The organism is Arthrobacter sp. UC242_113 (assembly GCF_044054585.1).
In the GTDB taxonomy this organism is placed as follows: Bacteria; Actinomycetota; Actinomycetes; order Actinomycetales; family Micrococcaceae; genus Arthrobacter.
In genome coordinates, this window is record NZ_CP171968.1 from 1,841,890 (window position 1) to 1,860,839 (window position 18,950).

The 18,950-nt window shown below is 65.8% G+C and carries 17 protein-coding genes and 1 tRNA gene; 6 read left to right on the forward strand and 12 right to left on the reverse strand.

Annotated elements, in window-relative coordinates:
- Positions 1 to 13 precede the first annotated feature (13 nt).
- Together cysK and epsC are read left to right on the forward strand one after the other, a co-directional pair.
- Complete coding sequence (cysK, locus tag ACHMXB_RS08265; protein WP_111905561.1) at positions 14 to 949, forward strand: cysteine synthase A; 936 nt, start codon at positions 14 to 16, stop codon at positions 947 to 949.
- 41 nt (positions 950 to 990) lie between these two features.
- A complete protein-coding gene (gene epsC / locus ACHMXB_RS08270; RefSeq protein WP_111905560.1) occupies positions 991 to 1,575 on the forward strand; it encodes a serine O-acetyltransferase EpsC in 585 nt (194 codons plus the stop codon).
- 50 nt (positions 1,576 to 1,625) lie between these two features.
- Here epsC and ACHMXB_RS08275 read toward each other — a convergent pair whose 3' ends face one another.
- Together ACHMXB_RS08275 and gndA are read right to left on the reverse strand one after the other, a co-directional pair.
- Entirely contained in the window at positions 1,626 to 2,459 is an 834-nt protein-coding gene (locus ACHMXB_RS08275) for an oxidoreductase (protein WP_395404359.1), read from the reverse strand.
- 135 nt (positions 2,460 to 2,594) lie between these two features.
- Positions 2,595 to 4,031 (reverse strand): NADP-dependent phosphogluconate dehydrogenase, encoded by a 1,437-nt coding sequence (gndA, locus tag ACHMXB_RS08280; protein ID WP_102972232.1) that lies wholly within the window; start codon positions 4,029 to 4,031, stop codon positions 2,595 to 2,597.
- A 242-nt stretch (positions 4,032 to 4,273) separates the two neighbouring features.
- Here gndA and ACHMXB_RS08285 point away from each other — a divergent pair, with 242 nt between their 5' ends.
- Positions 4,274 to 5,014, forward strand: a complete 741-nt coding sequence (locus ACHMXB_RS08285) for a FadR/GntR family transcriptional regulator (RefSeq protein WP_190602360.1) — start codon at positions 4,274 to 4,276, stop codon at positions 5,012 to 5,014.
- A 5-nt stretch (positions 5,015 to 5,019) separates the two neighbouring features.
- Here the strand turns inward: ACHMXB_RS08285 and ACHMXB_RS08290 are convergent, their stop codons facing one another.
- Genes ACHMXB_RS08290 through ACHMXB_RS08300 form a run of 3 tightly spaced genes read right to left on the reverse strand, consistent with a single transcriptional unit; the run spans position 5,020 to position 7,831 of the window.
- Positions 5,020 to 6,135 carry an L-idonate 5-dehydrogenase gene (locus tag ACHMXB_RS08290; protein ID WP_395404362.1) on the reverse strand — a complete coding sequence of 372 codons (1,116 nt, stop codon included), beginning with the start codon at positions 6,133 to 6,135 and terminating at the stop codon, positions 5,020 to 5,022.
- A complete protein-coding gene (locus tag ACHMXB_RS08295; RefSeq protein ID WP_395404363.1) occupies positions 6,135 to 6,905 on the reverse strand; it encodes an SDR family oxidoreductase in 771 nt (256 codons plus the stop codon). Before ACHMXB_RS08295 ends, ACHMXB_RS08290 begins: the two co-directional genes overlap by 1 nt.
- Positions 6,902 to 7,831: an NAD(P)-dependent oxidoreductase gene (locus ACHMXB_RS08300; RefSeq protein ID WP_395404365.1), complete on the reverse strand. Its 930-nt coding sequence runs from the start codon at positions 7,829 to 7,831 to the stop codon at positions 6,902 to 6,904. The genes ACHMXB_RS08295 and ACHMXB_RS08300 overlap by 4 nt, the downstream gene beginning before the upstream one ends.
- Positions 7,832 to 7,928: 97 nt before the next feature.
- On the opposite strand from ACHMXB_RS08300, the gene ACHMXB_RS08305 reads away from it, so the two are divergent.
- Positions 7,929 to 8,993 (forward strand): D-2-hydroxyacid dehydrogenase, encoded by a 1,065-nt coding sequence (locus ACHMXB_RS08305; protein WP_395404367.1) that lies wholly within the window; start codon positions 7,929 to 7,931, stop codon positions 8,991 to 8,993.
- 217 nt (positions 8,994 to 9,210) lie between these two features.
- Here the strand turns inward: ACHMXB_RS08305 and ACHMXB_RS08310 are convergent, their stop codons facing one another.
- From ACHMXB_RS08310 to ACHMXB_RS08340, 7 genes are all read right to left on the reverse strand, one after another.
- Positions 9,211 to 10,560, reverse strand: a complete 1,350-nt coding sequence (locus tag ACHMXB_RS08310; RefSeq protein ID WP_395404369.1) for an MFS transporter — start codon at positions 10,558 to 10,560, stop codon at positions 9,211 to 9,213.
- A 126-nt stretch (positions 10,561 to 10,686) separates the two neighbouring features.
- Positions 10,687 to 11,484 (reverse strand): IclR family transcriptional regulator, encoded by a 798-nt coding sequence (locus ACHMXB_RS08315; RefSeq protein ID WP_395404371.1) that lies wholly within the window; start codon positions 11,482 to 11,484, stop codon positions 10,687 to 10,689.
- A 366-nt stretch (positions 11,485 to 11,850) separates the two neighbouring features.
- A complete protein-coding gene (locus ACHMXB_RS08320) occupies positions 11,851 to 12,171 on the reverse strand; it encodes a hypothetical protein (protein WP_395404373.1) in 321 nt (106 codons plus the stop codon).
- A gap of 86 nt (positions 12,172 to 12,257) precedes the next feature.
- Positions 12,258 to 12,330: transfer RNA gene (locus ACHMXB_RS08325), tRNA-Val, on the reverse strand.
- Between the two features lie 81 nt (positions 12,331 to 12,411).
- Positions 12,412 to 13,341 carry an NAD-dependent protein deacetylase gene (locus ACHMXB_RS08330; RefSeq protein ID WP_395404375.1) on the reverse strand — a complete coding sequence of 310 codons (930 nt, stop codon included), beginning with the start codon at positions 13,339 to 13,341 and terminating at the stop codon, positions 12,412 to 12,414.
- A 16-nt stretch (positions 13,342 to 13,357) separates the two neighbouring features.
- A complete protein-coding gene (locus tag ACHMXB_RS08335; protein WP_395404377.1) occupies positions 13,358 to 13,861 on the reverse strand; it encodes a peroxiredoxin in 504 nt (167 codons plus the stop codon).
- Positions 13,858 to 14,277: a DUF3052 domain-containing protein gene (locus ACHMXB_RS08340; RefSeq protein WP_236803745.1), complete on the reverse strand. Its 420-nt coding sequence runs from the start codon at positions 14,275 to 14,277 to the stop codon at positions 13,858 to 13,860. Before ACHMXB_RS08340 ends, ACHMXB_RS08335 begins: the two co-directional genes overlap by 4 nt.
- Before the next feature lie 341 nt (positions 14,278 to 14,618).
- On the opposite strand from ACHMXB_RS08340, the gene aceE reads away from it, so the two are divergent.
- On the forward strand, positions 14,619 to 17,387 hold the full coding sequence (gene aceE / locus ACHMXB_RS08345) for a pyruvate dehydrogenase (acetyl-transferring), homodimeric type (protein WP_395404379.1): 2,769 nt from the start codon (positions 14,619 to 14,621) through the stop codon (positions 17,385 to 17,387).
- Between the two features lie 252 nt (positions 17,388 to 17,639).
- Positions 17,640 to 18,884 (forward strand): PucR family transcriptional regulator, encoded by a 1,245-nt coding sequence (locus ACHMXB_RS08350; RefSeq protein ID WP_395404381.1) that lies wholly within the window; start codon positions 17,640 to 17,642, stop codon positions 18,882 to 18,884.
- The last annotated feature ends 66 nt before the right edge of the window (positions 18,885 to 18,950 follow it).

The following is an 18,950-nucleotide window of genomic DNA, read 5'->3' on the forward strand; positions in this document are numbered from 1 at the left end:
GGCGCAAGTACACATGGCACGGATCTACGACGATGTAACACAGCTGGTGGGCGGCACCCCGCTGGTCAAGCTCAACCGCCTGACGGAAGGCCTGGACGCCACTGTTGCGGTCAAGCTTGAGTTCTACAACCCGGCCAACAGCGTTAAGGACCGTATCGGCGTCGCCATCATCGACGCCGCCGAGAAGTCCGGCGCGCTGAAGCCCGGCGGAACCATCGTCGAAGGCACCTCCGGCAACACCGGCATCGCCCTGGCCATGGTGGGCGCAGCCCGCGGCTACAAGGTCATCCTGACCATGCCGGAGACCATGTCCACCGAGCGCCGTGTGATGCTCCGTGCCTTCGGCGCCGAGATCGTGCTGACCCCGGGTTCCGAGGGCATGCGTGGCGCCGTGGAGAAGGCCCAGGAGATCGTCGCCAACACGGAGAACTCCATCTGGGCCCAGCAGTTCGCCAACGAGGCCAACCCGCAGATCCACCGCGAAACCACGGCCGAGGAAATCTGGGCCGACACCGACGGCAAGGTGGACATCTTTGTCTCCGGCATCGGCACCGGCGGGACCATCACCGGCGTCGGGCAGGTCCTGAAGGAGCGCAAGCCGGACGTCCAGATCGTGGCCGTTGAACCCAAGGACTCCGCCATTTTGAACGGCGGCGCCCCCGGCCCGCACAAGATCCAGGGCCTCGGCGCCAACTTCATCCCGGAACTCCTGGACACCAACGTCTACGACGAGGTCCTCGACGCCACCCTGGAGGACTCCGTGGCCGTGGCCCGCGACCTCGGCATCAAGGAAGGCATCCTGGGCGGCATCTCCTCCGGCGCCATCGTGTGGGGCGCCCTCGAACTTGCCAAGCGCCCGGAAAACGCCGGCAAGCTGATCGTGGCGGTCGTCTGCGACTTCGGTGAGCGTTACATCTCCACCGTGCTCTATGACGACATCCGGGGCTAGACCTTAGCCAGCCGCTTTCCGTTTCCTGTAGAAAGATCTTTGTGGGTTTCTTCGCAAGACTTAAGGAAGACCTCGACGCCGCCCGGTCCCACGACCCGGCGGCTCGAGGTTCTTTTGAGAACTTTTTCGCGTACTCGGGGCTTCACGCCATCTGGGCGCACCGCCTGACGCACAAGCTGTGGCAGGACCCGTCCACGCGGTTCCCCGCCCGGCTCATTTCGCAGCTGGCACGCTTCCTGACGGGCATCGAGATCCATCCGGGCGCCACGATCGGACGCCGCTTTTTCATTGACCACGGCATGGGCGTGGTCATCGGCGAAACGGCCGAGATCGGCGAGGACGTCATGATCTACCACGGCGTCACTCTCGGCGGCCGCTCCCTCGCGAAGGTCAAGCGCCACCCCACCATCGGGGACCGCGTGACCATCGGCGCCGGGGCCAAAGTCCTGGGACCGATCACCATCGGCAACGACAGCGCCGTGGGGGCGAACGCCGTCGTGGTCAAGGACGCCCCGCCGGAGTCCATCATCACCGGCATCCCCGCGAGCTGGCGGCACCGCGACGCCCTGCGGGAAACCAAACCCGCCGTGGACCCCGCCGAGTATTACATCGAATACCGGATCTGATCCTCACGTTGGGCGGCTGTGCCTCTTGGTGCTTTTAGGCGCCGGCAGGCTCAGCGGGCGACGCGTTTCAGCACCGCTGTCACCGCCAGGTCGTAGACCCGGTCGGGCAGGAGCCGCCGCAGTGCCGTGATGGCAGCGGCGCCCCTGCCCACCGGATAGCGGGTCCGCGGACGGGCGGCGGTGGCGGCCTGCAGCACCGCTCCGGCGACGACGGCGGGCTGGGTGGACGTCGCAGGCCTCCCCGTGGACGCGAGCACGGCGGCCATCTCCCTGGCCTGGGCCGCGTACGGCCCGCCGCCCGAGCTGGCCAGCAGCCCCTCGGCCGCAATCCCGCCCCACTCCGTAACGGTGCTGGCGGGCTCGATGATGGACACACTGATCCCGTGCGGCTTCAGTTCCAGCCGCAGCGCGTCACTGAGGCCTTCCACCGCGAACTTGGTGGCGTGGTACCAGGTGCCGAGCGGCTCATAGAACTTGCCTCCAATGGAGGAAATGTTGATGATCCTGCCCCGCTTGGCAGTCCTCATGGAGGGCAGGACCAGCTGCGTCATCCGCGCCAGGCCGAAGACGTTCACGTCGAACTGCCGGCGGCCTTCCGCCAACTCCATCTCCTCCAGCGCACCGAAGGAGCCGAACCCGGCGTTGTTCACCAGGACGTCGATCCGCCCCTTCTCCCGGGTGACCGTGGCCACCAGGCCCTGCATGGACGCGTCATCCGTGACATCCAGCGGCAGGACGCGTATCCCCTGCACCTTGAGCGGTTCCATCCTTTCCACCCGCCTGGCTCCTGCGTAGACAATGAATCCGCTGGAGCTGAGGAGCTTCGCCGACTCGAAGCCGATTCCGGTGGAGGCTCCGGTGACAATCGCTACGGGCTGGGACACTCGGCACTCCTCGGGATAAACCGGCCAGGGGCGGTTCGTCGTCGTCTAGAACGGCTGGAGCCGGACGCAGAACGGCCGGCACCTCCCAGAGTATCCGGGAGGGCCGGCCGTTCCTGCGTTATGCCGAGGGTGTGGCTAGTGGGTGTCCACTGCCTCGACCTCGGACTTGTCCTCGCCCCATAGCGTGTGGAACGTACCCTCAGCGTCGACGCGGCCGTAGGTGTGCGCACCGAACAGGTCGCGCTGGCCCTGGATGACCGCGGCGGCTAGGCGCTTGCGGCGCAGGCCGTCGTAGTAGGCCAGCGAGGAGGAGAACACCGGAACCGGGATGCCGAGCTGCACGGCGGTGGCCACCACGCGGCGCCAGGCCGGGAGTGCTTCGGCGATGGCCTTGGTGAAGGCCGGGGCGAACAGCAGGTTGGCCGGCTTCTGCTCGGCGGCGTAGGCCTTGGTGATTTCCTTGAGCAGCTCTGCACGGATGATGCAGCCGCCGCGCCACAGCGAGGCGATCTCGTCCAGCTTGAGGTCCCAGCCGTATTCCTTGGCGGAGGAAGTCAGCATGTCCAGACCCTGGGCGTAGGAGACCAGCTTGGAGGCGTACAGTGCCTGGCGGACGTCCTCGACGAAGTTCTCGGGGATCTCGACGGCGATCTCCTCGCCGGCCAGCAGCTCCTGGCCGAGTTTGCGCTGCTCCGCCTGGGAGGACAGGGCCCGGGCGAAAACAGATTCGGCGATGCCTGAAACCGGGGAGCCCAGTTCGAGCGCGGAGATGACCGTCCAGCGGCCGGTGCCCTTCTGGCCAGCAGCGTCCACGACGACGTCGACGAACGGCTTGCCGGTCTTGGCGTCCACATGGCCGAGGACCTCGGCCGAGATTTCGATCAGGAATGAGGCGAGCTCGCCCTTGTTCCAGTCGGCGAAGATCTTGGACTGTTCGGCAGGCTCGATGCCGGCGCCGGAGCGCAGGAGGTCGAAGGCTTCGCCGATGACCTGCATGTCGGCGTATTCGATGCCGTTGTGCACCATCTTGACGAAGTGGCCGGCGCCGTCGGTGCCGATCCAGGCGCAGCACGGCTGGCCGTCAACCTTGGCGGAAATCTTTTCCAGCAGCGGGCCGAGGGCGTCGTAGGACTCCTTTGAGCCGCCGGGCATGATGGACGGGCCGTTGAGGGCGCCTTCCTCACCGCCCGAGACGCCAACGCCCACGAAGTGCAGGTCCTTCTCGGCCAGCGCGGATTCCCGGCGGCGGGTGTCCTCGTAGTGCGAGTTGCCGGCGTCGATCACGATGTCGCCCGGTTCCAGCAGCGGAACCAGCTGGTCGATGACGGCGTCAACCGGCTTGCCGGCCTTGACCATGATGAGCACGCGGCGCGGCTTCTCCAGGGAGTCCACCAGCTCCTGCAGCGTTTCGGTGCGCACGAAGTCGCCGTCCGTGCCGTGTTTTTCGAGGAGGGCGTCGGTCTTCTCAACCGAGCGGTTGTGCAGGGCAACGGTGAAGCCGTTGCGGGCCAGGTTGCGGGCGAGGTTGGCGCCCATCACCGCGAGGCCGGTGACACCGATGTGTGCTGACATCAAAAACTCCAATTCAGTGTGTGCAACATGTGTGCATTGCGTCCGCGGGTGCCGCGGAACATGCTTTTAGAAAAGTGGGCTGTGAATAAAGCATATATATTCGACGACGAGTGCGAAAGCGGGTGACCACTCCTTGGACGCCAGCCGCGCCATAAAGAGTCTATGACGTGCCCCTCCGGGGGCGTCCAGACTCCTCCGGGCTGCGGGGAACAAAGCCTGCCGGCCCGATTATGCTTACCACTATGTCAACCAGCCTCCACCACCGTGCCGTCGAGCACCTGGGTACCAGAATCGTCGACGGCAGCCTCCCGCCAGGGCATGTGATGCTGGCGGAGCAGTTGGAGGACGAACTGCAGGTGTCCCGGTCCGTGATCCGGGAAGCTGTCCGCGTGCTGCAGTCGCTAGGCCTGGTGGAGACCACCAAGCGCGTAGGCATCAAGGTCCTGCCGGCGCACCGCTGGAACCCGTTCGATCCGCTCGTCATCCGCTGGCGGCTGGCCGGGGAAGGGCGCGGGGCCCAGCTGCGGTCCCTCGCGGAGCTCCGCTCCGCCGTCGAGCCCGTGGCCGCCGAACTCGCAGCGGCCAACGCACCGCAGGAGCTGCGGCAGGAACTGCTCGACGTGGCACTGGCCATGCGCGACGCCGGCCAGGCCGGCGACGTGCCGCGCTTCCTGGAACTGGACATCCAGTTCCACTCCCTGCTGCTCAGCGGCTCCGGCAACGAGATGTTTGCGAACCTCGTGGGCCAGGTGGCCGAAACCCTCACCGGCCGCACGGTGCACGGCCTCATGCCCGACCGGCCCCGGGACCTCACGCTGCAGTGGCACCTGGATGTGGCCGAAGCCATCTTTGGGGGCAACGCAGCGGAGGCCCGCGAGGCGTCGAGCAGGATCATGCGCCGCACCATCTCGGAAATGGAGCCCGTCTGGGTCGAGCAGCCGAGGGTATTCGTTCCGCTGCAGCGGCGGACGCAGTCCGCCTAGCAGGTTTAGCCGGCGAAGTTGAGGAGGACTTTGCCGGATTGGGCGGAGTTGCGGGCGATGTCGAAGGCTTCGAGGGCGTCGGTGACAGGGTAGTCGTGGGTGATGACCGGGCCGATGGTGAGGGTGCCGTCGGCGAGGGCGGTGATGACCTCGTCGATTTCGTCGTTGAACCGGAACGAGCCGCGCAGGTCCAGTTCCCGGGTGATGGCCAGGGAGATCAGGACCGGCTGCGCGCCGGTGGGCAGCAGCCCGACCATGACCACGGTCCCGCCCCGGGCCGCGCCCTGGATCGCGGAGGCCAGGCCGTGGTGGTTCCCGGAGGATTCAATCACGACGTCGGCCTGCACCCTGGCGATCGCCTCACCATCGGCAGCGTTCAGGACCTCGTCCGCGCCCACCGCGGTCGCGATCTCCAACGGTTTGGCGTGCATGTCCACCGCGACGATCCGGGCCGCTCCGGCACGTTTGAGGACCGCGACCACGAGCGCCCCGATCGGGCCGGACCCGATCACCAGCGCGGTCTTGCCGGCCACGTCCCCGGCCCGGGCCACCGCGTGCCACGCCACGGACGCCGGCTCAATCAGGGCGGCGGTGCGCAGGTCCAGGGTTTCGGGCAGGGCCCGGAGCATCCTCACCGGCAGGTTCACGTACCGGCTGAACGCCCCGTCCGTGTGCGGGAACCGCGCCGCGGACCCCAGATACGTGCACCCCGGGGACAGGTTCGGCCGGTCCGCCGGGTACCGTGGGGCGTCCGGGCCCGCGCCGGGTCCCGGGGTGGCCGGGTGCACCGCCACCGGGGTGCCCGCTCGCGGGCCGGAACCGTCCGCCGCGGCCCTGACCACCCGGCCGCTGATCTCATGGCCCAGCACCAAAGGCGCCTTCAGGATCGACTCGCCCGCCGCGCCGTGCAGCCAGTAATGCAGGTCCGACCCGCAAATCCCCCCGTACAGCACCTCGACCACGGCCTCGTCCGGGGCCGGGGCCTGCAGCGGGACATCATCGATCCGCAGGTCCCCCTTCGCGTGCGCGACCACCGCCGGACCCGAGACCGGCAGTTCCGTTTCTGCCGCTGCTGCCGTTTCTGCCGCTGCTGCTGTTGTTGAAGTTGTTGTGTGTGTCATCAGACCACCACCGTCATTCCGCCGTCGATAAAGATCGTCTGCCCGTTCACGAAATCAGACCCACTGGAGGCCAGCCACACCGCCGGGCCCGCCAGGTCCTGGACCGTGCCCCACCGCGCGGCCGGGGTCCGGCCCAGGATCCAGGAATTGAACTGCTCATCATCCACCAGGTTCTGCGTCATCTCGGTATGGATATACCCCGGCGCGATCCCGTTGATCTGCAACCCCGCAGCAGCCCATTCCGCGGTCATCGCCCGCGTCAGGTTCCGCAACCCGCCCTTCGCCGCCACATACGGGGCGATCGTGGGCCGGGCCAGGTCCGTCTGCACCGAACAGATATTGATGATCTTCCCGTGACCCCTCGGAATCATGTGCCGGGCCGCTTCCCTCCCGACCAGGAACGCGCTGGTCAGGTCCGTGGAGATCACCCGCTCCCAGTCCTTCACGTCCAGCTCCAGCATCGGCACCCGGTGCTGGATCCCGGCGTTGTTCACCAGGATCTCCAACGGGCCCACCTGCTCCTCAACCCACGCCACACCGGCCGCGGCAGCAGCATCGTCCGTGACATCAAACGCCACACTGTGCACCCGGCCCGGCGCGTACTCAGCGGCCATCACCGCCTCCGCAGCCTTCAACCGCTCAGCATTGACACCGTTCAACACCACCGTCGCACCCGCATCAGCCAACGCCCGCGCCAACGCATTACCAATCCCCCGGCTCGAACCAGTCACCAAGGCAACCCGCCCGGTCAAATCAAAAAGTGAAGTCATGAAGAGGTCCCTTCTGCGGCGCTCACGGCGCCCGTCCTGCTGAGATTTGAAATGGTTTGCCGCACCACGGCCAGGTCCTGGTCCCCCAGGCCCTGGCGTTTCAGTTCGGCATAAAGTTCCACGCCGGCCCGCGCCATCGGGACGGCGGTCCCGGCGGCGTCGGCCGACTCCACGACGAAGGACAGGTCCTTGTGCATGAACTTTGCCGGGCCGGTGGGGGTGTAGTCCTTCCGGGCCATCCGCGGCCCCACCTGGTCCAGGACGCGGCTGCCGGCGAGGCCGCCGGACAGGACCTCGTAGAGGGCCGCGACATCGACGCCTGACCGTTCGGCGAGTTCGGCCGCTTCGGCGAGTGCCGCCGTCGTCGTTCCGACCACCAACTGGTTGCACGCCTTAGCCAGCGATCCGGCACCGAGCGGACCCAGGAGCCGCACGATGGTGCCCATGGCCTCGAAAAGCGGAAGCAGCCGGCGGAAGTCGGCGTCGCGGTCCGCGCCGGCCATGATGGCCAGCGTGCCATCGATCGCACCCTTCGTCCCGCCGCTTACCGGCGCGTCCAGCACCACCGCGTGGCCTGAACTGGCCTCCTGGACCCTCTGCCCGAAAGCCTTGACCGCGGTGGGGGAAACGCTGCTCATGACCACCACTGCGGTGCCGGCCGCCGGCGGTGCTGACTGCCAGCTCGCGAGGAGTCCGGATGCCGCGTCCTCAATGTAGGCAAGGTCCGGCAGCATGAAGACGATCACCGGCTCGTCCCTGAGCTCGTCCACGCTGTTTGCGGCGGATCCACCGAGCCGGCGGAAAACCTGCACCGCCCCAGGCGACCGGTTCCACGCCCTAACCGCCCAGCCCTTCCGTACCAGGTTCGCCGCCATCGGCGCCCCCATCAGGCCCAGGCCCACGAAGCCTGCTCTCGGTATTCTCATCTGCAACGGAACCTCACTTCGTTGTGGTCGGATGTAGGCCCGATCCATGACTGGACAATTCTTGGAAACCTGTTCAGTATCCTAGTCGTCATTCAGTATGATGAACACCATGACGACTGAAACCACCGTCGCGATCGCCGTCCCGCTCGAAGCCGAGTTCGTGGAACGCATCCGCGCCGTAGATCCCTCCGTGACCGTCCTTTACGAGCCCCACCTGCTGCCGCCCGAAAGGTTCCCCGCGGACCACGCCGGTGACCCCGGCTTCAAGCGCACCCCTGAGCAGGAGGAGCGCTACTGGGAGATGCTGGGCAAGGCCGACGTGCTGTACGGCTTCCCAAACGAAAGCCCGGCCGGCCTGGCACGGATCGCCAGGGTAAACCCACGCCTGCAGTGGATCCACGCCATGGCGGCAGGCGCCGGCGGAGCGGTCAAGGCCTCCGGCCTCGACGCCGAAACCCTGAACAAGTTCAAGGTCACCACATCCGCAGGCGTGCACGCCCTGCCCCTCGCCGAATTTGCGGCGCTTGGAATTCTCAATGGCTTCAAGCGGACCGCGGAGCTCGCCCAGGACCAGGCCGCCAAGGAGTGGCCGGAGCTGCGGATACCCACCAAGCTGGTCAACGGCTCCTCGCTGGTGGTCACCGGGCTTGGGGAGATCGGGCTGGAAACCGCCCGCATTGCCCGCGCACTTGGCATGAAGGTCAGCGGCACCAAGCGTTCCGTGGAGCCGATCGACGGCATTGAGGAAGTGGCGGACAACAACGGACTGGCCGGGCTGCTCGCCTCCGCCGACGCCGTGGTGAACACCCTGCCGGGCACGCCGTACACGGAGAGGCTTTTCAACCGCGAGGTCTTCGCGGCCATGAAGCCCGGCACGGTCTTCGTGAATGTTGGCCGCGGAACGGTGGTGGACGAGGACGCGCTGCTCGAGGCGCTGGAGAACGGCCAAGTGGCCTACGCCTGCCTGGACGTGTTCGCCGTCGAGCCGCTGCCGCAGGACAGCCCGCTGTGGAACCACCCGCGCGTCATGGTCTCGCCGCACACCTCGGCGCTGAGCGCAGCCGAGAACCGCCTGATCGCCGAGCGCTTCTGCAGCAACCTCAGGACATTCCTCGACGGCGGCGAGCTCCCCCACCTCGTGGATACGGTCCATTTCTACTAAGCGGTTCCGCGAAAGTTCCGCAGCAGCAGGAGACACCGGAGAGCCGGGCAGCCGAAAGGTTGCCCGGCTCTTCTGTTTTGCACTCCGCCCCCGAGCGCGCACGTACACTTGCGGCCCCAGCACCGAAGCGCGAACGTACACCAGCGGCCCCAACCGGTTCTCGGGAGGGGCCGCAGGTGTACGTTCGCGCTGTGTGGCTTCGAAGCCCTGCGCCTTTCTAGCGGGCGTCCTCGATTGCCACGAGGTCGCGGCCCTTGGTTTCCGGCGTGAAGAAGGTGCTCACGAAGGAGATCAGGGCAAGGACCAGCGAATAGATCGCCAGGACCAGCCAGGAGTAGCCAGTGGCAGCGAGCAGTGCCGCTCCGACCAGCGGAACGAGCCCGCCGGCCATCACTGCAGAGAGTTCGCGGGCCATGGCGACCCCCGTGAACCGGTACTGCGATCCAAACAGTTCAGGCAGCAGGGGGCACTGCGGCCCCAGCATGGACTGCACGCCGAGCGCGATGCCAACCACCATGACAACCCACACCAGGGTCACGTTGCCAAGGGTCACCAGGTAGAACGCCGGGAAGGCGATGACAGCCTGGAACAGGGCGCCGTAGCGGTAGACCGGGACGCGGCCTAAGCGGTCGGACAGGGCGCCGAACGTCACCACCATGACGGCGGCAAAACCTGCAGCGATCAGGAGACCCACCGGTCCGATGAACTTGTCGCCGGGGAAAACGCCGGCCGGGGCTGCCAGGAACGCCACCAGCAGCGCCGAATAGATGGAGGAGTTTCCGTTCTCGCCCATGCGGAGGCCGATGCCCACCAGGACGTTCTTCTTGGAGTGCTTCCACAGCTGGCCCACGGGGTTCTTGACGACGTTCTTGTGCTTCTCCAGCTCCTGGAACACCGGAGTTTCCTTGAGCCGCAGGCGGATGAACACCGCGACGGCGATGAGGAGCACACTGGCCAGGAAGGGCACTCGCCAGAGCCAGCCTTCGAGGACTGCCTTGTCAGCGGTCGCGATGACGGCGAAGGTCCCCGCACCCAGGAGGGTGCCCAGCTGGATCCCCACGAACGGCAGGGAAGCAAAGAAACCACGACGGCGGCGCGGCGCCACTTCGGAGATCAGCGTTGTTGCGCCGGCCTGCTCCGCACCGGCACCGAGGCCCTGGACGATCCGGAGGATGACCAGGAGTACCGCACCCAGCATTCCTGCCTGCTCGAAGGTCGGCAGCAGGCCGATCGCAAAGCTGGCGGTACCCATGAGGCCGATGGTCAGGATCAGCACCATTTTCCGGCCGAACCGGTCCCCAATGTAGCCAAAGACGATGCCACCGAAGGGCCGGGCAGCGAAGCCCACGCCATACGTGGCGAATGATGCGATCAGCGCACCCTCGTCGCCGAGCGGCTTGAAGAACAGCGGCCCGAAAATGAGGGCCGAAGCCAGGCCGTAAATGTAGAAGTCGTAGTACTCCAGAGCGGAGCCCACGGAGCTGGCAAGTGTTGCCCTTCGCAGCTGTTCCGATTCGACGACGGCGCCGTCCGCATCAGCAAGCGGTGAATCAGTACGAGTTGTCACTAGCACTCCCTCAAGGACACCAGGCCCCCGTTGGCCTGGTGAGTAGTGACACCACCATTGCGTCGGTCACTATGTTGAACAGCGTACAACATGATGAACGAGTAGCCAATAGCGCCTGTATTTCACCTAGCCCATAGGGTTGCCAAGGGATCTGGCCAGTTCATTGAGCTCTTTGACCATCTGCGCGCCCTGCTCCTGCGAGTAGGTTGCCTTCAATGCGGTGACGGACAGGCCGAGACTGGGGCCATGCGCTCCCCGGGTGGGTACAGTCACGGCGAGGCACACCACACCTGTGGTGGATTCCTCATCTTCAAATGCATAACCCTGTTCCCTGATCTGCTCCAGCTGGGCCTTCAGTTCCGCACCCGTGCGCAATGACTTGGGCGTCAGCACGGGAAGCTCCGTATCGTCAGGGAACATGGCCTCGATGTCGTGGTCGTGAAGCCTGGCGATCAGGGCCTTGCCCACGGCGCAGAGGGACACCGGCATCTTGTCGCCGATATTGGATGTCAGGCGTACGGCGGGATGGCCCTCGTAGCGCGCCAGGTAGATGACGTTGGTGCCGTCCAGCATGGCAATGCGCACTGTTTCACCTGACAGCGTGGGCGCCTGCTCGCAGAAACGGTAAAACTCTTGGACTTCATCGAGCCTGCTGAGATAGGCGGCGCCCAGTTCAACGAGTTTGCGCCCCAGCGTGTACTCGGCGCCCTGCCTGCTGATCAGCCTGGCCTCCTCGAGGGCCAGCAGGAGGTTGGAAGTGGAAGATTTGGGGATTCCGAGGTCCCGGGCGAGGTCGCTGAGGGTAAGCCGGCCCGTGGCTGACGCCGCAAGCGACTCCAGGACGGCCGCGGCTCGCGTGACGGCCGGCGCCGGGGACGCGCTGCCCAATCCGTCATTGGCTTTGGGGGTGCGGGAATCGGCCATGATTCTCCTTTTCGGTACGCGCTCAGACAGCGGGGTTGGCAGACTGCATCGCGCGCGAACACCGGCGACGATGCCAAAGCGTCCAGTCAACTGAACACATACCATCATACTGGCTGGGCGGCCGCGGCTGAAGGCCGTGCGTGGTCAACCACCTGGGCAAGGAACACCCGAAGCAACCTTCCCAATGGTTTCGTGTTTCCGAATGTTCACGGTATATTCAATTTCAAGCCTTCCACCGCGGCATCCCCCAATAGTCGCGGTGGAAGGCTTATCCATTTCCAGGCCCCTTAAGATTCAGGCCTTTCTGGTTCTCCGGCCTTTCTGGTTCTCCTGCCTTCCTGAGTGACCAGCGCTCAAGCCTGCTGCTCAGGCCGCAACCGCGACGCCAGTTCCCGCGGTGGTGTTGTCCGCTACCGCGCTCCGCAGTCTCCACCCGCCGCCGAGCCCGTCGCGGATAATCTCCATGGTGGTCAGCGCCGATCCCGCGTTTCGCCCCAGCCGGGTCTGCAGCCGCCACACTTCGACGTCGACGCGGCTACGTCCCAGCGGCATCCGGCGCTCCGCCTCCCACCAGCTGACGCGTTCAAACCATCGCAGCGGTTCCGCGCCCACGGTCCACTCCTGGCCGCCGCGGATGACAGCGTCCGGCTGCCCGTCGGCAGCGGTCCTTACAAGTACGTGTTCCATGCCCGCAGGTTATGGCCGGGCTCAGACATTAAAGACAAAACCCCGTCCGACCAAGTTGAACGCTTGGCCGGACGGGGTTTTCAAGGTGGGTCCTACCGGGATCGAACCGATGACATCCACGGTGTAAACGTGGCGCTCTACCAGCTGAGCTAAAGACCCAAAGCGAGGTTATTCGCACCGAAGCGCGCCAACCAACGAACATAAACTCTACCCGAACGGCGCCCGAAAATGCCAATCGGGTCAGGCAACCGGGAGCGGGGGCAATTCATCTGCCAGCCAGGCAAGGGACTCACCGACCCCGGCCTCCAGCTTGATCGTGGCAAGGTCGTCGCCTCGCGTGTGGCCGCGGTTGATGATGACAACGGGCTTGCCTTGCTTGGCGGCGTGACGGACAAATCGCAGCCCGCTCATGACGCTGAGTGAGGAACCGGCAACAAGCAGGGCTTCGGCTTCATCCACGATTGCGTATGCGCGCTCCACGCGCTCCTTGGGGACGTTTTCGCCAAAGTACACAAAGTCCGGCTTTAGGACGCCGCCGCACGCGGGACAGCGGGCAACCACGAAGCTCCGGATCAGCCGCAGATCCTCCACTGTGGCGTCGGCATCGGGAGCCATCTCGACAAGTCCGGACTTCATGGCATGGTCAAGGAAGTCCGGGTTCAGCTCCTCCAGAACCTTTGCGAGCAGCTGCCGTGAATACGTGCGGCGGCACTCCAGACAAACCACCTGGTCGAAGCGTCCGTGAAGGTCCACCACGTTCACACTTCCGGCGTCCTCGTGGAGGCGGTCCACGTTCTGGGTAATGAGTCCCGTTAGGAGCCCACGCTGCTCCAGGACGGCGACGGCGGCGTGGCCCGCGTTGGGGCTGGCTCGCCTCAGGTGGGACCAGCCGATGTGGTTGCGCGCCCAATAGCGCTGCCTGTTGGCCGCGTCGGCCACAAACTCCTGGTAGGTCATGGGTGAGCGCGGGGGCGAATCCGGTCCGCGGTAGTCCGGTATGCCGGAGTCGGTACTGAGCCCTGCCCCCGTCAGAAGTGCCAGGGGCAGCCCGGCCAGTACGTCGCGGATGCCGCCCAGCACTTCGAGGTCACCGGCCGATGACTCGGCGGGCGCGGCCGAAGGCAGACTGGCGAAGCCTGTCAGGCCGATGCCGGTCCGCCGCTGATCCATTGGCTGGCCCTGACGCCTAACCCTCGGCCAGCTCTGCCAGAACGCGGCGGTATTCGGCGAGGTCACGGGCCTGTCCCCGCGGATTCACAATGACGTAGCGGACTGTTCCACCGGCGTCGATGATGAACGTTCCGCGCCTTGCCATGCCGCTTTCCTCGTCGAACACGCCGTACTTTTCCGCAACGGCGCCATGCGGCCAGAAGTCGGCCAGCAGACTAAATTCGTAGCCTTCCTGCTCGCCGTACGCCCGGAGTGCAAACTTGCTGTCCACCGAGACCGCCAGCACCTCGGCGCCGGCATGTTCGAAGACTGCGAGGTTGTCCCTGATCTCGCACAGCTCGCCCGTGCAGATGCCGGAGAACGCGAAGGGGTAGAAAACAACCACCACGTTGCGTCCGCGGAAGTCGGCGAGCCGGACGGGCTCACCGAACTGGTTAAGCAGGGTGAAGTCTGGCGCCTGCTGCCCAACCTCGGGCACTCCGGCGAGGTCCGCCGATGCGACGGCGGCCTGTCCGGTCACTTGTTCTTCCTGGTCACCAGGCGAGTGGCGCTCCAGTCCTTGGAAACGCCCGCGGACGTGGTGCAGTGCAGCCCTGCGGTGGGTGCCGCGTCCTGGATGTCCGACGGCGAGACATATCCGGCGCGTCCGGACTTCGGCGTGAGGACCCACACCACGCCGCCCTCGGTGAGCGTCGTGAGCGAGTCGACCAGCGTGTCCACGAGGTCTCCGTCGCCGTCCCGCCACCAGAAGATCACGGCATCCACGACGTCGTGATCATCCTCATCCAGAAGTTCCGAGCCCGTCAGATCCTCTATGTCATCACGCAAGTCAAGGTCGACGTCGTCGTCGTAACCGAACTCCTGAATTAGATCCCCGTCCTTGAAACCCAATTTTTCCGCCACATTTACCGAAGTGGCGGCGTCGGCCTCGCTCACGTGTTCCTCCTGTGCATGGTGATTTCGATTACTCCAAGCCAACACCCTTTGGGCGTGTGCTTCAAGCTACGGGCGCCGCGGTGCGGCTTATTGTGCGTCACACAACAAGTATGACGGTCAAATAGGGCGGAGGGTTCAAGCGCGGCTACGCATCCGCCAGCCGTCGGAGCTACAGTGACTGTTGACAACTATGCCTAGCGGGGCAACCGTCCCGCACTAATAGGCAGTCATACACACGAGATAAAACCCTGCCCGGCGCACATGACCGGGCTGTTGTAACCGATACGACGCACACGACGCGTTCACGCCGGGCAGCTACCCTGCCGGACCTGAGTGCGCCGATGAATGCGCGCAAAGAGAGGTTGGACGTGGCTGCAGGAGAAGATACCTCCCATATCCTCAGCGGGTTGACTAACCAGCTGCCTGATCGTGATCCGGAAGAGACCGCCGAGTGGGTTGAGTCCCTGGATGCGCTGATCAGGGAACAGGGCACGGAGCGTGCCCAATACATCATGCGCAGTCTCCTGCAGCGTGCCGGCGCGCAGAGCGTCGGGGTTCCGATGGTGACCACCACGGACTATGTGAACACCATTCCGGTGGACCAGGAAGCGCAGTTCCCGGGCAACGAGGAGTACGAGCGCCGCTACCGGGCCTACATGCGCTGGAACGCGGCCGTGATGGTGCACCGGGCGCAGCGGCCCGAGATCGGGGTCGGCGGGCACATCTCCACCTACGCCGGCGCCGCGACCCTGTACGAGGTCGGGTTCAACCACTTCTTCCGCGGCAAGGACCACCCCGGCGGCGGGGACCAGGTGTTCTTCCAGGGCCACGCGTCCCCGGGCATGTACGCCCGGGCGTTCATGGAAGGCCGGCTGTCCGAGGAGGACCTGGACGGGTTCCGGCAGGAAAAGTCCAAGGAAGGCCACGCCCTCTCCTCCTACCCGCACCCGCGGCTGATGCCGCACTTCTGGGAATTCCCGACCGTGTCGATGGGCATCGGCCCGATGAACGCGATCTACCAGGCCCAGTCCAACCGGTACCTGCACAACCGGGGCCTGAAAGACACCGCCGACCAGCAGGTCTGGGCGTTCCTGGGCGACGGCGAAATGGACGAGCCCGAGTCCCGCGGCCTGCTCCAGCTCGCCGCGAACGAGAACCTGGACAACCTGAACTTCGTGATCAACTGCAACCTCCAGCGCCTGGACGGACCGGTGCGCGGCAACGGCAAGATCATGCAGGAACTCGAGGCGTTCTTCCGCGGCGCGGGCTGGAACGTGATCAAGGTCGTCTGGGGCCGGGAATGGGATGACCTGCTCACCCGCGACACCGACGGGTCGCTGGTGAAGATCATGAACGAAACCCCCGACGGGGACTACCAGACCTACAAGGCCGAATCCGGCGGGTTCGTCCGCGAGCACTTCTTCGGCAAGGACCCGCACACCAAGGACCTCGTCGCGGACCTGACCGATGACGAGATCTGGAACCTCAAGCGCGGCGGGCACGACTACCGCAAGGTCTACGCCGCGTACAAGGCCGCGACCGAATTCAAGGGCAAACCCACCGTGATCCTGGCCAAAACGGTCAAGGGCTACGGCCTGGGCCCGCACTTCGAAGGCCGCAACGCCACCCACCAGATGAAAAAACTCACCCTCGACGACCTGAAGAAGTTCCGCGACCACCTGCGGATCCCGGTCACGGATGAGCAGCTGGAGAAGGACCCCTACCGGCCGCCGTACTTCCACCCGGGCACGGACGCACCGGAAATCAAGTACCTCCTCGAGCGCCGCGCCGCCTTGGGCGGTTCTGTTCCGGAACGGCGTTCGAAGCACTCTGACATCGAGCTGCCCGAGGCGAAGTCCTACGAGGTGGCCAAGCGCGGTTCGGGCAAGCAGCAGGCCGCAACCACCATGGCGTTCGTCCGCCTGCTCAAGGACCTGATGCGGGATAAGAACTTCGGCAAGCACATCGCGCCGATCATCCCGGATGAGGCCCGCACGTTCGGCATGGATGCGTTCTTCCCGACGGCGAAGATCTACAACCCCAAGGGCCAGAACTACCTGTCCGTGGACCGCGACCTCGTCCTGGCCTACAAGGAATCCGCGCAGGGCCAGCTGATCCACCCCGGCATCAACGAAGCCGGCGCCGTGGCAGCCTTCACCGCCGCCGGAACCGCCTACGCCACCCACGGCGTGCCCCTGGTCCCGGTCTACGTGTTCTACTCCATGTTCGGCTTCCAGCGCACCGGCGACGCCTTCTGGGCCGCCGCCGACCAGATGACCCGCGGCTTCATCATCGGCGCCACCGCAGGACGGACCACCCTCACCGGCGAAGGCCTCCAGCACGCCGACGGACACTCCCCCCTGCTGGCCTCCACCAACCCCGCCGTGGTCACCTACGACCCCGCCTACGGGTACGAAATGGGCCACATCGTCCGCGACGGCCTCGAGCGCATGTACGGGCACGACTCGACCGACCGCAACCTGATGTACTACATCACGGTCTACAACGAGCCGATCGTCCAGCCCGCCGAACCGGAGAACCTCGACGTCGAAGGCGTCCTCAAGGGCATCTATAAGCTCGCGGCCTCCACCACCGAAGGCCCCAAGAGCCAGATCCTCGCCTCCGGCGTCTCCGTCCCCTGGGCCCTCGAAGCCCAGCGGATCCTCGCCGAAGACTGGGCCGTCTCCGCCGACGTCTGGTCCGTCACCTCCTGGAACGAACTGCGCCGCGACGGCCTCGCCGCCGAAGAGGAAGCCTTCCTCAACCCCGGCAAGGACGCCCGCCAGCCCTTCGTCACCAAACAGCTCGAAGGCGCCCAGGGCCCCGTCGTCGCAGTCTCGGACTACATGAAAGCCGTCCCGGACCAGATCCGCCAGTTCGTCCCGAACGACTTCGCCACCCTCGGCGCCGACGGCTTCGGCTTCTCCGACACCCGCGCCGCCGCCCGCCGCTTCTTCAAAAACGACACCCACTCTGTCGTTGTGAAGACCCTGCAGCTGCTTGCAGCCAAGGGTGAGGTTGACGGACAGGCACCGGCGCAGGCAATCGAGAAGTACCGCCTGCTCAACGTGAACGCCGGCACCACGGGCAACGCCGGAGGCGAGTCCTAGTCCCCGCCCGCCCCGGGGAGTTTTTGTCCAGATAATCCCCACCCGCACCCTCGCCTCGCAAGCTCGGCCAGGGAACCCTGCGGGCGTGGCCCCAGCCTAAAACGAACGACGGCGGCCCCCACCAATGGTGGGGGCCGCCGCCGTCGTTTGGGGTGCTTCCGGTAGCACCTGCGGGGTTGTGACGGAGCACAACCCCAGTTGTAGCCTTTGCACAAAATGGAGCTTGTTCCGCAGGCACCGTATGCTCGAATCATGCCCGAGCCGTCCCCTGCCCCTGCACCGCGCAAACCGTCCTCCCGGACCATGACTCCGGAGAAGACGGAGACCCTGAAAAAGCTCAGGGCCAGCGTCGGCCAGTTGTCCACCACCACCATGCGCCAGCTGGAGAAATCGCTGCCGTGGTACAGCCGGCTCAGTTCGGACGAGCGCTCCGCGCTGGGACTCGTGGCGCAGAACGGCATCGCCGCGTTCGTCACCTGGTACGAGCGCCCCAGTTCTCCGTCCTGGATTCTTTCCGACGTTTTCGGTACTGCCCCGACGGAACTGACCCGGTCCATCAGCCTGCAAAAGGCGCTTCAGCTCATCCGGATCGTCGTGGAAGTGGTGGAGGACCAGGTCCCGGTGATCGCTCCCGAAGCGGACCAGCCCTCCCTGCGCGAAGCAGTCCTCCGGTATTCGCGCGAAGTGGCATTTGCCGCCGCCGACGTGTACGCCCGGGCCGCGGAATCCCGGGGATCCTGGGACACCCGGCTCGAAGCCCTGATCGTGGACGCCATCCTGCGCGGCGAAAATACCGACGCACTGCGTTCCAGGATCGCCGCCCTCGGCTGGAAGGCGCAGGAACGTTTCACCGTGATGGTGGGGAACTCGCCCTCGGAACCCAGCGCCAGCTACGTGAGCGAACTGCGCCGCATGGCAGGCCGGTACGCCGAGGATGCCCTCGTGGGCATCCAGGGTGACCGCCTCATCCTGATCCTGGGCGGCGTACACGACCGGGAAACCGCGTATGTAAAGCTCAGCGAAATGTTCGCGCCCGGTCCGGTGGTGTACGGGGCGGAGGCCAGCTCCCTGCTGGAAGCCAGCAGCTCGGCGCAGTCAGCCTTCGCCGGGCTCACCGCCGCCCGGGCGTGGCCCGCCGCCCCGCGCCCGGTGGCGGCCGACGATCTCCTGCCGGAACGGGTCATTTCCGGGGACGACGCCGCCCGGCGGTCTCTGGTGAAGAACATCTACCGGCCGCTCCTGGCGGCATCGAACGGACTGGTGGAAACGCTGGGCACCTACCTGGAACTGGGACATTCACTCGAGGCGACAGCTCGGGAACTCTTCGTCCACGCCAACACCGTGCGGTACCGGCTCAAGCGGGTTTGTGACGTGACAGGCTGGGATCCGCTGCTGCCGCGCGAGGCATTCGTGCTCCAGGCAGCCCTTGTGGTGGGGCGGCTTTCCACTCCCCCGAAGCCCGCCGTCGAGCGTGTTGCCGTGCGGAACACGAACTGAACCGTTGTAGACTTCCTACAATCTGACCCCGTGAGGTTGGTGTACGGAAACACCAATGAATCACCC

Coding starts and splice junctions, on each gene's coding strand:
- ACHMXB_RS08320 (WP_395404373.1), bottom strand. CDS start 12,171: ATGGAACACGTACTTGTAAGGACCGCTGCCGACGGGCAGCCGGACGCT.
- cysK (WP_111905561.1), top strand. CDS start 14: ATGGCACGGATCTACGACGATGTAACACAGCTGGTGGGCGGCACCCCG.
- ACHMXB_RS08295 (WP_395404363.1), bottom strand. CDS start 6,905: ATGACTTCACTTTTTGATTTGACCGGGCGGGTTGCCTTGGTGACTGGT.
- ACHMXB_RS08285 (WP_190602360.1), top strand. CDS start 4,274: ATGTCAACCAGCCTCCACCACCGTGCCGTCGAGCACCTGGGTACCAGA.
- ACHMXB_RS08330 (WP_395404375.1), bottom strand. CDS start 13,341: ATGGATCAGCGGCGGACCGGCATCGGCCTGACAGGCTTCGCCAGTCTG.
- aceE (WP_395404379.1), top strand. CDS start 14,619: ATGAATGCGCGCAAAGAGAGGTTGGACGTGGCTGCAGGAGAAGATACC.
- ACHMXB_RS08350 (WP_395404381.1), top strand. CDS start 17,640: ATGCCCGAGCCGTCCCCTGCCCCTGCACCGCGCAAACCGTCCTCCCGG.
- ACHMXB_RS08305 (WP_395404367.1), top strand. CDS start 7,929: ATGATGAACACCATGACGACTGAAACCACCGTCGCGATCGCCGTCCCG.
- gndA (WP_102972232.1), bottom strand. CDS start 4,031: ATGTCAGCACACATCGGTGTCACCGGCCTCGCGGTGATGGGCGCCAAC.
- ACHMXB_RS08290 (WP_395404362.1), bottom strand. CDS start 6,135: ATGACACACACAACAACTTCAACAACAGCAGCAGCGGCAGAAACGGCA.
- ACHMXB_RS08300 (WP_395404365.1), bottom strand. CDS start 7,831: ATGAGAATACCGAGAGCAGGCTTCGTGGGCCTGGGCCTGATGGGGGCG.
- ACHMXB_RS08315 (WP_395404371.1), bottom strand. CDS start 11,484: ATGGCCGATTCCCGCACCCCCAAAGCCAATGACGGATTGGGCAGCGCG.